This window comes from Azorhizophilus paspali (assembly GCF_043587585.2).
Lineage (GTDB): Bacteria > Pseudomonadota > Gammaproteobacteria > Pseudomonadales > Pseudomonadaceae > Azotobacter > Azotobacter paspali.
Genome location: NZ_CP171449.1, coordinates 2,446,654 through 2,458,688 on the forward strand (window position 1 = coordinate 2,446,654; position 12,035 = coordinate 2,458,688).

General features: G+C 65.4%; 13 protein-coding genes. 6 read left to right on the plus strand and 7 right to left on the minus strand.

What is annotated here, in order from left to right; genetic code table 11:
• Positions 1-69: 69 nt before the first annotated feature.
• The 3 genes from ACGI6K_RS11860 to ACGI6K_RS11870 all read right to left on the minus strand — a co-directional run bounded on the left by ACGI6K_RS11860 (position 70) and on the right by ACGI6K_RS11870 (position 2,080).
• A complete protein-coding gene (locus ACGI6K_RS11860; RefSeq protein ID WP_376949286.1) occupies positions 70-1,023 on the minus strand; it encodes a L,D-transpeptidase family protein in 954 nt (317 codons plus the stop codon).
• 65 nt (positions 1,024-1,088) lie between these two features.
• Positions 1,089-1,382 (minus strand): hypothetical protein, encoded by a 294-nt coding sequence (locus ACGI6K_RS11865; RefSeq protein WP_376949284.1) that lies wholly within the window; start codon positions 1,380-1,382, stop codon positions 1,089-1,091.
• A gap of 89 nt (positions 1,383-1,471) precedes the next feature.
• Positions 1,472-2,080 (minus strand): arylesterase, encoded by a 609-nt coding sequence (locus ACGI6K_RS11870; protein ID WP_376949282.1) that lies wholly within the window; start codon positions 2,078-2,080, stop codon positions 1,472-1,474.
• Between the two features lie 10 nt (positions 2,081-2,090).
• Here ACGI6K_RS11870 and ACGI6K_RS11875 point away from each other — a divergent pair, with 10 nt between their 5' ends.
• From ACGI6K_RS11875 to thpR, 4 genes are read left to right on the plus strand one after another with little or no spacing between them, the layout of a single operon-like run.
• A complete protein-coding gene (locus ACGI6K_RS11875; RefSeq protein ID WP_376949280.1) occupies positions 2,091-2,771 on the plus strand; it encodes an ABC transporter ATP-binding protein in 681 nt (226 codons plus the stop codon).
• Positions 2,772-5,273 carry an ABC transporter permease gene (locus ACGI6K_RS11880; protein ID WP_376949278.1) on the plus strand — a complete coding sequence of 834 codons (2,502 nt, stop codon included), beginning with the start codon at positions 2,772-2,774 and terminating at the stop codon, positions 5,271-5,273.
• 51 nt (positions 5,274-5,324) lie between these two features.
• Positions 5,325-5,822: a transcription elongation factor GreB gene (gene greB / locus ACGI6K_RS11885; protein ID WP_376949275.1), complete on the plus strand. Its 498-nt coding sequence runs from the start codon at positions 5,325-5,327 to the stop codon at positions 5,820-5,822.
• Positions 5,823-5,845: 23 nt separating this feature from the next.
• Positions 5,846-6,376 carry an RNA 2',3'-cyclic phosphodiesterase gene (thpR, locus tag ACGI6K_RS11890; protein WP_376949273.1) on the plus strand — a complete coding sequence of 177 codons (531 nt, stop codon included), beginning with the start codon at positions 5,846-5,848 and terminating at the stop codon, positions 6,374-6,376.
• 12 nt (positions 6,377-6,388) lie between these two features.
• On the opposite strand, the gene ACGI6K_RS11895 is transcribed toward thpR, so the two are convergent.
• Positions 6,389-7,816: a transglycosylase SLT domain-containing protein gene (locus ACGI6K_RS11895; RefSeq protein ID WP_376949271.1), complete on the minus strand. Its 1,428-nt coding sequence runs from the start codon at positions 7,814-7,816 to the stop codon at positions 6,389-6,391.
• A gap of 220 nt (positions 7,817-8,036) precedes the next feature.
• On the opposite strand from ACGI6K_RS11895, the gene ACGI6K_RS11900 reads away from it, so the two are divergent.
• On the plus strand, positions 8,037-8,849 hold the full coding sequence (locus ACGI6K_RS11900; protein ID WP_376949269.1) for a TatD family hydrolase: 813 nt from the start codon (positions 8,037-8,039) through the stop codon (positions 8,847-8,849).
• A gap of 317 nt (positions 8,850-9,166) precedes the next feature.
• On the opposite strand, the gene ACGI6K_RS11905 is transcribed toward ACGI6K_RS11900, so the two are convergent.
• From ACGI6K_RS11905 to dksA, 3 genes are read right to left on the minus strand one after another with little or no spacing between them, the layout of a single operon-like run.
• Positions 9,167-9,799, minus strand: coding sequence for a DUF1826 domain-containing protein (locus ACGI6K_RS11905; RefSeq protein WP_376949267.1), 633 nt, complete (start codon positions 9,797-9,799; stop codon positions 9,167-9,169).
• Position 9,800: 1 nt separating this feature from the next.
• Entirely contained in the window at positions 9,801-11,006 is a 1,206-nt protein-coding gene (gene zigA / locus ACGI6K_RS11910) for a zinc metallochaperone GTPase ZigA (RefSeq protein ID WP_376949265.1), read from the minus strand.
• 10 nt (positions 11,007-11,016) lie between these two features.
• Complete coding sequence (gene dksA, locus ACGI6K_RS11915) at positions 11,017-11,421, minus strand: RNA polymerase-binding protein DksA (protein ID WP_376949263.1); 405 nt, start codon at positions 11,419-11,421, stop codon at positions 11,017-11,019.
• 247 nt (positions 11,422-11,668) lie between these two features.
• Here dksA and ACGI6K_RS11920 point away from each other — a divergent pair, with 247 nt between their 5' ends.
• A complete protein-coding gene (locus tag ACGI6K_RS11920) occupies positions 11,669-12,031 on the plus strand; it encodes a hypothetical protein (protein WP_376949261.1) in 363 nt (120 codons plus the stop codon).
• The last annotated feature ends 4 nt before the right edge of the window (positions 12,032-12,035 follow it).

A 12,035-nucleotide genomic window follows, 5' to 3' on the forward strand; every position in this document is an offset into this window, starting at 1 on the left:
GGGCGTTGGAATTAAATCAAGACTATCCCTTTCATCAATTCGTCAACTTACAAAAACCGCAAACAATTCTCAGATATCCGAACCATTAGTGGTACTGGCCAATCCCGAGTCGGGTCCGGATACTTCGACCGGCAAACCATCTTCGGCCGCGACCACTTCTCGCACAACTTCCCAGTCGAGCCGCCGCTCCCCCAACAAGTCATTGCGCTTGAGCAACTCATCGATCAGCGCTGCATGCTTGTCCACGACCGAAGATTTCGAAGACTCGTCTTCCAAAGGTGCATGCACCTCCAGATAGACCTTGCCTTCCGAGATACCAAACTTGTAGGGCTCGTTGATGATACGAACCTTGGTGCCTACCGGCACCATATCCGCCAGTTGCAGTAGGTTGTGGTTCAGCATGCGGAAACATCCATGGCTGACCCGCATGCCGATACCGAACTTCTTGTTCGAGCCGTGGATCAGGTAACCGGACAGCCCCAGGGTGAACTTGAAGGGACCCAGCGGGTTGTCCGGCCCCGCCGGGACCACGGTCGGTAAGGGGTCGCCATCGGCGGCGTGCTCTTCGCGAATCGATTTCGGCGGGTACCAGGCCGGGTCCTTGATCTTGCCGGTGATGCGGGTTTCGGCGACGGGAGATCCCCATCCTTCGCGCCCGATGCCCAGAGGATAGGTATGAACCACGTTCTGGTCCTTGGGGAAGTAATACAGGCGGTACTCAGCCAGATTGATGATGATGCCTTCTCGCGGACCGGGCGGCAGTATGTAGCGCGTCGGCAGGATCACCTCGGTTCCGACGCCGGGCAACCAGGGGTCCACGCCCGGGTTGGCCGCGACCATCTCCAGATAGCCGATGTCGTTGGCCTGGCCGATATCGGCGAAGGTGTCTTCGTATTTAGCCTTGATGACCTGCACCTGTCCGACCACATCCTCCCCGGGCGGCGGGAGAGGCAGTTCAAGGGCTGCCAGAGGAGCACTCAACAGCGCCGAAAACGACAGGAAAGCAACAGAACGCGCAAGCATCGAGATAATCCTTGGCATGTATGGCCCAAGTGGGAATGCCCGATTGTACCGCATCATCGAAGTGTTTAGCCAAGCACCCAGGGAATCGACCAACCGACGCAATCGCCCCGGCGTTGTGCCTCCAAGGCCGCCCGACAGACCGGGCACAGCCGGTCATCGCGCAGCAGCGACTTGGTCAGTCCACGCCAGCGCGGCTGCGCGGGTAATAAGCTGCCGCATAGGGTCCGATCGATCTGGCCACCTAGCTCCAGTTGACGACCGACCAGATGCAGACGTACCTCACGACAGGCGAACAGATCGAGCTGCTCGTCCGGCTCGATCAGGTAATAGGCATGCAGGGACCAAGCAGGGCGAGACATCGGAGGCTCCAGGAAGGGGGCGCAACATTAGCCGAAAGAACCTGCGCGGAAAAGCCCGGAAAACCGCTTCGAGAGTCCCTGCAAACCGTTCAGAGCAACGGCTCCAGGGTGGGCCAGAGATTGTCCAATAGCTTCGGCTGGGCCCGTGCGGTCGGATGGATGCCATCGGCCTGCATCATTCCGGGCACTCCCCCCACTCCTTCGAGAAAGAATGGCACCAGCGGCACCTGCTTCTCCTCGGCCAGCGACGCATAGACCCGACTGAAAGCCTGGTTGTAGCGGGAGCCGTAGTTCGGCGGAAGCTGCACGCCGAGCAGCAAGACCCGTGCTCCAACGGATCGCGAGCGATCGATCATCGATGCAAGATTCTGTTGCAATTGCTGTGGAGGCTGTCCGCGCAGCCCGTCGTTTCCTCCCAGCTCGATGATCACCAGCTCCGGACGGTGAGCGGCGAGCAGCCCGGGAAGGCGCGCGAGGCCGCCGGCACTGGTGTCGCCGCTGATCGATGCGTTCACTACTCGGTGCTCCAATCCCCGCTCGGTGAGACGCCTTTCCAGCAGAGCGACCCAGCCCTGGCTGGTTTCCACACCCAAAGCGGCGCTTATACTATCGCCGACGACCAGAACGGTACCCGCCAGCGCCCCTTGCGCCCAGAAGAACAGCGACGCCAGCATGGCGCCCAGCAACCACCCACGCATTGGAATCTCCATGAGTTCGAGCATTCTCGTCGCGCAGAACCTTAGCAAAGTGGTTTCCAGCGCGGAAGGCGAACTGACCATCCTCCACGGGCTCGATCTCGAGCTCCCGCGCAGCGCGACCTTGGCCATCGTCGGCAGTTCCGGCTCCGGCAAGTCGACCCTGCTCGGCCTTCTGGCCGGGCTCGACCTGCCTAGCAGCGGAGAGGTCGCGCTGGCCGGCCACAGCCTCGCCAGCCTGGACGAAGACCGCCGGGCGCGGGTCCGTGCCGAACATGTGGGCTTCGTCTTCCAGTCGTTCCAGTTGCTCGACACGCTCGACGCCCTGGCCAACGTCATGCTCCCCCTCGAGCTGGAAGGCCGTACCGACGCCCGCGCCCGTGCCCGCGAACTGCTCGAACGGGTGGGGCTCGGCCAGCGCCTCACCCACTACCCGAAGCAGCTTTCCGGCGGCGAGCAGCAACGCGTCGCCATCGCCCGCGCCTTCGCCGCCGAGCCGGACATCCTGTTCGCCGACGAACCGACCGGCAATCTCGACAGTCAGACCGGTGAGCGGATCAGCGATCTGCTCTTCGCCCTCAATCGGGAGCGCGGCACTACGCTGGTGCTGGTCACCCATGACGAACGCCTCGCGCGGCGCTGCGAGCGTCTCATACGCCTGGAAGCTGGCCGCCTGGTCGCCTCGGAGCCCTGAATGAACCTGCCGTTCCTGCGCCTGCTGAGCCTGGCCTTGCGCCAATTGCTGCGCGATGCCCGCGCCGGAGAGTTGCGGGTGCTGTTCCTTGCTTTGCTGGTAGCGGTGACGGCGACCACCGCCATCGGTTACTTCGGGGCGCGCCTGAACGCCAGCATGCTGCTGCGCGCCACTGAATTCCTTGGTGCCGACCTGCGCCTGAGCGGCAGTTCTCCGGCCACTGCAAAGCAGTTGGCGGCCGGTACGGCGCTCGGGCTGGAGCATGCCAGGGTCGTCGAGTTCTCCAGCGTGATCGCCACCGACACGGCCATTCAACTGGCCAGCGTCAAGGCCGCCGACAGCGCCTACCCCCTGCGCGGGGAACTCAAGAGTGCTCCGGCCCCCTATCAGCCGGACACGCCGGGTCCGGGTCCAGCTCCAGGCGAGGCCTGGGCCGAGACACGCCTGCTGGCGGCCCTGAGCCTCAAGGTCGGCGACAGCATCGAAGTGGGTGAAAAGTCACTGCGCCTGACCCGTGTCCTCACCCAGGAGCCGGACCGCGCCGGCAACTTCTACAGCCTCACGCCGCGCGTGCTGATGCATCTTGACGACCTGGACGCCACCGGGGTGGTGCAGCCCGGCAGTCGGGTGCGCTACCGCGAGCTGTGGCGTGGCACCCCGGAGGCGCTCCAGGCCTATCGTCAGCAAGTGACGCCGCTGCTCACCGCCGACCAGCGCCTGGAGGATGCGCGCGCCGGCAACCGACAGATCGGCAATGCGCTGGCGCGCGGCGAACGCTACCTGAATCTTGCGAGCCTGGCCGCGGTACTTCTGGCCGGAATCGCCGTGGCCCTGTCAGCGGCTCGCTTCGCGACCCGCCGCTTCGATGCCAGCGCCCTGCTGCGTTGCCTCGGCCTGTCGCGCCGAGCCACCCTCGCCCTCTACGGACTGCAGCTCGGCCTGCTCGGTCTGCTCGCCTGCGGCCTGGGCGCCGCATTGGGCTGGCTCGCGCAGCAGGGTCTGTTCTGGCTGCTTCGAGGCTTGCTGCCAGCCGAGGTCCCGGCCGGCGGCCTGATACCGGCGCTGGCCGGCGGCGCCACTGGGCTGGTCGCCCTGGCCGGCTTCGCTCTGCCGCCACTCGCGGCCCTCGGTCGGGTACCGCCGCTGCGGGTACTGCGCCGCGACCTCATGCCGGTACCACCAGCCGCCTGGCTGACCTATGGCATGGCCCTGCTGGCGCTTGGCCTGATCATGTGGCGGCTCAGCCTGGACCTGCGGCTGACCCTGGCCCTGCTTGGCGGTGGCCTGCTCGCCGCATTCGCCCTCGGCGCCCTGCTGCTGTCCGGCCTGCGCACCCTGCGACGTCTATTGGCCACGGCTCCCCTGGCCTGGCGACTGGGAATCGGCCAATTGCTGCGTCACCCTCTCGCCGCCGCCGGGCAGGCGCTGGCTTTTGGCCTGATCTTGCTGGCCATGTCCCTGGTGGCCCTGCTGCGCAGCGAATTGCTCGATACCTGGCAGAACCAGCTCCCGGAGCAGGCGCCCAATTATTTCGCCCTGAATGTTCTGCCCGCGGAAAAAGAGCGCTTCATGGCGGAGGTCGCACGCATCTCCCCACAGAGCGCTCCTCTCTATCCCGTGGTGATGGGACGTCTGACCGCCATCAACGGCAAACCGGTCAAGCAGATCGTCAGCAAGGAATCCAGCGGCGAACGCGCCACCCAGCGCGACCTCAACCTGACCTGGGCCGAGCGGCTACCCGCGGACAACCGCCTGAGCGCCGGCCAATGGTGGGATCGGTTGGAGCACGGCGAACTGCCGGGGGTCTCGGTCGAGGCCGAGCTGGCCAAGAACCTCGGGCTCGGACTCGGCGACCGCCTGACCTTCAGCGTCGGCGGCATCACCCGTGATGCACGGGTCAGCAGCCTGCGCGAAGTGCACTGGGACAGCTTCCAGCCGAATTTCTACATGATCTTCCAGCCCGGAACCCTGCAGGACCTTCCGGCCACCTACCTGACCAGCTTCTACCTGCCGCCCGGCCAAGATACCGAAGTGGTGCGCCTGGCACGCAGCTTCCCCACGGTGACGCTACTTCAGGTCGAGGCCCTGCTGGCTCAGTTGCGCGGCATCCTCGCCCAGGTCAGCATGGCGGTGGAATACGTGTTGCTGTTCGTCCTCGCCGCCGGCCTCTGCGTGCTGTTCGCCGGACTGCAGGCGACCCTCGACGAACGCCTCCGCCAAGGCGCCCTGCTACGCGCCCTGGGAGCCAGGCGGCGCCTGCTGGTCCAGACTCGGCGCCTGGAGTTCGCCCTGCTCGGGGCGTCCAGCGGCCTGCTCGCCGCGCTGGGTTGCGAACTGGTCAGCGTGCTGCTTTACCGCTTCGTCTTCGATCTGCCCTGGCATCCACATCCCTGGCTGCTGATCCTGCCGGCGCTCGGTGCGCTGCTGGTGGGCGCCGCCGGGCTACTGGGCACGCAGCGGGCCCTGAACGCCAGCCCGCTGCAGGTCCTGCGGGAGGGTTGAGCCCGCCCCGAGTTCGGTTATCCTCGCTCTCTTTCGACAGCCTCGAGCCACATGAGCCGTTATCGACCGCCCCGTTCCGCCGGAACGCCCCTGATCACCCCCGAAGGCGAGGCGCGTCTTCGCGCCGAACTCCACGAACTCTGGCACGTGCGCCGTCCGCAGGTCACCCAAGCGGTCAGCGAGGCTGCCGCGCAGGGGGATCGTTCGGAGAACGCCGAGTACACCTACGGCAAGAAGATGCTGCGGGAAATCGACAGCCGGGTACGCTTTCTCACCAAGCGACTGGAAAAGCTCAAAGTGGTCGGCGAGCGCCCCGCCGACCTGAACAAGGTCTACTTCGGCGCCTGGGTCACCCTCGAGGACGAGGACGGCGAACAGGTCCGCTACCGCATCGTCGGCCCGGACGAACTGGACCTGAAACAGAACCTGATCAGCATCGACGCTCCGCTTGCCCGAGCCCTGGTCGGCAAGGAACTGGATGCCGAAGTCCGGGTGCCGACGCCCACCGGAGAGAAGACTTGGTACCTGGTCGCGATCGACTACCCTTGACCCGGAGGCCGCGGTAGCAAGCCATGAACGTCAAGAACCTGCGCCTGTTCTTCGGCCTGCCCCTGCCGCATCGACAGGCCGAGGCGATCGACCGCTGGTGCCGGGAACTGGGGCTCGACGGCCGTCCTGTCGCCAGGCGCAACCTGCACCTGACCCTGACCTTTCTCGGCAGCCATTCGGTCGAGCGCCTGGCGGAACTGCAATGCTTGGGCGAAGGCATTCGGGGAAATGCTTTCGAAATGAAGCTCGATCGCCTGGAAACCGGCCGTCACGGCCTCGTCTGCCTGGGTACCGGCCAGGCACCGGAAGCCCTACTGCAGCTCGCCGGAGAACTGCAGCGGCTACTGCGTGGCGCCGGCTATACCCTCGACGAGCGTGTATTCTGGCCGCATCTCACACTGGCCCGGGACTGCCGCAATCCGCCGCTCCCCGCCAGCGTCCCGGATTTTTGCTGGAGGGCCGAACGCTTCGTCCTCTTCCATTCGACGAGCGACGCGCAAGGAACTCTCTACAAGCCCCTGTTCCATTGGCCGCTGGTCACGCCGGAGCGCTGAGCGGGCGAACCGTCAATCGTCGGCGCGGCTAGCGACCCGCCGCTGGGACTCCAGGGCGCTTCGTTCGCGGTGGAAGGCGAGGAAATACTTGTTCACGTTGTTCACGTAGCTGACCACGCCCATCCCCACCTGCTCGGCAGCAACGCGCTCGACTTGGAAGAACCACTGATCCGGATTCAGGCCGCGCCGCTTCGCCTCCGCCCGCAGATGCTGTACCCGCTGCGGACCGATGTTGTAGGCCGCCAGGGTAAAAGCCATGCGCTCGCGCTCGTTGAAGCGCGGACTGGAAAAGAACTGCCGCCGCAACGACGCCAGGTAGCGGGCGCTGGCCCGGACATTGTTTTCCAGCCGATGGATATCGCCCACCCCGACGCTGCGGGCCGCGGCCGGAGTGACCTGCATCAACCCCGTGGCATTGCCGGCTCCGCGCGCCGCCGGATTCAAAGTCGACTCCTTGTAGGCAATCGCCGCCAGATTCAGCCAGTCGAGACCATTGCGCTCGGCGTATTGCTGCAGGACCGGACGCACCTTCTCAAGACGTCTGAGTTCGATCCCACCCAAAGGGTTGTGCACCTTGAACAGACGGCGGTAAACGCGCTGGAAAACCGCGTCCTGATCGGCCGGACTACGGTAGTTTTTGAAGAACCGATCGATACTGGCGCGCAGCAGGTGGGCATCGCGACGGATGAACCAGTTCAGATCGTCATCGTGGGAGAAGGCCACCTCGGGCTGCACCTGGAGCTTGGGCAACACCTTGGCCCAGCGCTGGGCGATCGGCAACTCCACGGCGGTCAGGGGATAGATGCCGGCCTGCACCATCTCCAGCACGTCCTCCACCGCCAGACTGGGATCGAGCCACTCGATCCCGATCGGTTGCAGCTTGCGCGCCGCCAGTTGCTCGTTGACCTCGTGCACCGCCGCACCGACGGCACTGCCGGCCGGCAGCACCAGGGTCTTGCCGGACAACTGATCGAGCTGTCGGTAGCGGCGCGCGCCCTTGCGGCCGACCAGCACCAGCGGAACCTGGGTCATGATCGGTGCACTGGGGCTGATGTCGCCCCGGCCGCGCAGATGGACCAATTCGCCGGGAGCGACCAGATCGCCCTCGCCGCGCTGCAGGGCGGAGATCAACTGGTCCTTGGCCCTGGGAATGATCTCCAGGCGCAGGCTGCGGCCATCCCTGGCGGTGCGGTTGAGATATTGCTCGAAAGCGCGTAGGCGCCGGTATTCGACTCCGATGGGTTGTCCATTGACTTCGCCCGAGCTGTTCCGGCTCTGGTTCACCAACACCCGCAGCACGCCACTGCTGCGCACCTGTGGCAAATCACGAACCTCTCCCGGCCGCTGCCAAGCTTCCGGCGGCCCGGCCAGACGCGCGGCGGCCGGAAGCGGCAGCAGGCTCAGCAGGCAGGACAGAAGCAGCAATCTTCTTGTTGTCATTCGGTCTCCAGAGAACGGTGTTCGACGAACGAGCCTCATTCAGAGGCTCCGTGTCTGGAACAAGTTCCCTAGGGCATGGACTACCAAGCCTCTCACTGTGTGCCGTCCAAGACTAAGCCGGATTGTCGGGGAGCGACCACCAACCCACTGATTTACCGAAGTTTTTGAACCAGCCGAAAGGGCTCTGCTATGCTTCCCGCGTTCTTTCCGAGGTACAGGCATGCAACTCGTCGACATAGGCGTCAATTTGACCCACCCCAGCTTCGTCCACGATCACGAAGCCCTGCTGGCCCGTGCCTACCGGGCCGGGGTCTGCCAATTGGTGCTGACCGGTACCAGCGTGGCGGACAGCGAACAGGCCTCGATGCTCTGCCGCCAACTGGACGAAACAGGCGAGCACCTGTTCGCCACCGCCGGCGTCCATCCCCACGACGCCCGTGAGTGGACGGCCACCAGTGCCCATCGGTTGCGCGAGCTGTTGCGGAAAGAGCGAATCCGCGCCGTCGGCGAGTGCGGCCTGGACTTCAATCGCGACCTGTCCCCGCGCGCCCTGCAGGAAAAGGCCCTGGAAGAACAGTTGGCGCTGGCCGTCGAACTCGGCAAGCCGGTGTTCCTCCATGAACGCGATGCCGGCCAGCGCCTGGTCGCGATTCTCCGTCACCATCGTGACAGTCTGGTGGCCGCCGTGGTGCACTGCTTCACTGGCGACCGCCAAGCCCTCTTCGCCTATCTCGACCTGGACCTGCACATCGGCATCACCGGCTGGATCTGCGACGAACGCCGCGGTAGCCACCTGCACCCGCTGGTGCGGGAAATCCCCGCCGGCCGGTTGATGCTGGAAAGCGACGCCCCCTATCTGCTGCCGCGCACTCTGCGCCCCAAGCCCAAGAGCGGGCACAACGAACCGGCTTTCCTGCCCGAGGTGCTGCGCGAAGTCGCCCGCCATCGCGGCGAATCCGAGGAGGCGCTGGCCGAACACAGCACGGCTTGCGCCCGACGCTTCTTCGGCCTGCCCGAGATCCTCGCATCCTGAGGCCCGGAACCGCATCTGGACAAGGGCGTGTCATCGATTGCTTCCGCGTTGCAACGAGCGCCTGTTCTGGCACAGGGCAAGGCGCGAGGAGAGAAGTTTGGTCATTTCAAATGAACGACGAGCAACGCCGCGCTGTGCCAAAACAGGTCGTCCCTTCGGGCGAGGCCGCCTAGGTTGCGCCGGAAATGGGGCCATGCGGCGTTGCAGCCTTTGGCAAGGGAATGACCATTGCCAAAGGCTGCACCTTGCCGAACGCGGCCCGGCCTGGCCCCATTTTCGGCTGCAACGCAACTCAGGGAAACAATCGATGAAACGCCCTACGCCAGCCAGTCCAGGGTCAGGAGCAGGCGCGGCTCTCCGGGCGCCGGCCGCGGCGAACGGTGGACGATACCGGCCCCCTCGTTGCCCAGCCACTTCTCGCCCTTGAACAGCGCCACCGCTCCGGTGCCGATCTGCTGCGCCTCGCTCGGCTCGGCGGACGCATCGCCGAGACGCGCCCTCGCCATGGCGCCCTCGTGTAGCCACTGGCTGCCGATGCCGCAATAGGTGGTGACTAGCCGCAGGGGTACCCGGTCGACGTGAAAGCGCGGACACATGGCGGTTTCCAGCGAGCGCAGGCGCAAACCGACACGATGGGCATCGATCAGGCAGGCGTAGGCCGAGACCAGCCAAGTCAGATCGGCGACGAATTCGGCGTACCCCTCCGCGCCGGCATGCTCCACGAGTAGCCGGCTTAGATCCGGCTCCGCCTCGGGATGCTCCAGCTCGACGACCAGCGACACTGCCAGGCGCTCGCCATGCGCCAACAGCGCGGCGAAACGCTCGACCGGGCGGGACAGGGACCGCTGCCAGAGCGCCATATTGACGCCCTCCTCCAGCACCTCGGCGAGCACCGCCGAGCTGTCGGCGCAGAGCTGACGCGGCAGCCGCCGGATAAGCGCTTCCCGCATCTTAGGCGACCTCCTCGCCCCAAGTCCCGAAGGGGTCCGGCAGGGACCGCCAGGACTCCGGCCCCGCGGCCATTTCCGCGTCGTCGAGCAGGCAGGCGTCGAGTTCTCGGATAAGACGGGCAAAATCGATGTGCTGGCCGATGAACACCAGCTCCTGGCGGCAGTCGCCGACCTCGGCCGTCCAGTAGCGCTTGATCGCCGCCACTCCCTCTTCGTCCCTCGGCCACTGCTCCCTGGGCACGAAACGCCACCAGCGCCCGGCATGGCCATGGCGCATCAGGCCACCGGCTTGGGACCAGCCACCGGCCTCTTCCGGTTTGCTCGCCAGCCAGAACCAGCCCTTGGAGCGCAGCAGTCGCCCGTTGTCCCATTCGCGGCTCAGGAAATCGAAGAAACGCTGCGGATGGAAAGGCCGGCGGGCCTGATAAGCCGTCGAGGCGATACCGTACTCCTCGGTTTCCGGGACATGCTCGCCACGCATTTCCCGCAGCCAGCCCGGCGCCTGGGCAGCGCGCGCGAAATCGAAGCGGCCCGTGTCGAGGAGCCTGTCCAACGGCACCCGGCCCATGCTCATCGGCAGAATCTCGGCCTGCGTGTTGAGGCGGCCGAGAATCGCCGCCAGCTCTTCCCGCTCGGCCTGGGAGATCAGGTCGATCTTGCTGATCAGGATGACGTCCGCGAACTCCACCTGCTCGATCAGCAAGTCGGTGATCGAGCGTTCGTCCTCCTCCCCCAGCCCCTCGCCATGGCTGGCCAGGCTCTCGGCCTCGTGGAAATCGCGCAGGAAATTGACCCCGTCGACCACCGTCACCAGGGTGTCCAGGCGGGCCAGATCGGACAGGCTCCGTCCCTGGCTGTCGCGGAAGGTAAAGGTTTCCGCCACCGGCAGCGGCTCGGCGATGCCGGTGGACTCGATGAGCAGGTAGTCGAAGCGCCCTTCGCGGGCCAGCCGGCTGACCTCTTCGAGCAGATCCTCGCGCAGGGTGCAGCAAATGCAGCCATTGCTCATCTCGACGAGCCGTTCCTCGCCGCGCTCGAGGCTGACATCGCGCTGCACTTCGCTGCCATCGATGTTGATTTCGCTCATGTCGTTGACGATCACCGCCACCCGCAGGTTCGCGCGGTTCTTCAGGACATAGTTGAGCAGCGTACTCTTGCCAGCGCCCAGAAAGCCGGACAGCACGGTCACGGGCAGTCGTCGATTCATAAAATTCTCCTCAGATGTCGCGCAGATGCCGTTCGCGCTGCTCCTGGCGCTCCTTCGCCTCGATGCAGAGCGTCGCGGTGGGGCGCAGCAGCAGGCGCCGCAGGCCGATCGGTTCGCCCGTCTCGACGCACCAGCCATAAGCGCCGTGGGCCAGGCGCTCGAGCGCCGCGTCGATCTTGTCCAAAAGCTTCTTCTCCCGCTCCAGCACGCGCAGATACCATTGCCGCTGCTCCTCGGCGCTGCCGATATCCGCCGGATCACCGCTCGGCTCCGGCTCGCGCAAGCTGGCGAATTTCTCGTCGATGCGCAGTTGCAGCTCGGCGCGCTGCGCCAGCAGCAGGTCACGGAAGAAGGTCTGCTGCTGCTCGTTCATGTAAGCCTCTTCGGGCTGGGCCAGCAGTTCGGCTTCGGTCATGGGAGCCTCCAGGGTCGGGACCTCCACAGGCGCAGTCCAGAGGGCTGTCTTTCAATGCCCACGCCTGCGGAACCTGTACAGGAAGAGCACTTTCATTATTGTTATAACATAGCATTTTTATCGCAAACCAGCGCCCATGAATTCCCTCGCCTTCCCAATGCCGTCGGCCAGCCGCGGACGGGCCATGCGAGTGGCCCGCAGAAACCCGACTAGACTTCTCTCATCCACGACGTCGAGGAGTGTGAACATGGGCAAACGCGCTGCGGAGTATTTCCACCGTCAATGGCGGCACTACGAAAACTGCCACCACGACCGGACCAACCTGGCTTTGCACATGCTCGCCCTGCCGCTGTTCGGCGTAGCCTGCCTGATGCTGGTCGGCGCCCTTGTGCAACGGGACCTGCTGGCACTGGTGCTCGGCGGACTCGGCTTGGCCGCGGCCCTCGTTCTGATCGCCCAGGGACACCGCTTCGAGAACGGCTCCGATCCCCGGCACCCGGAGAATTCCCTGCCCCACCTGCTGGTCGAGCAGTTCCTGACCTTCCCTTGGTTCGTCCTGAGCGGTGCCTGGCGGCGAGCCTGGAAAGCCTGCCAGCGCAAGCGCGAGTGAACGA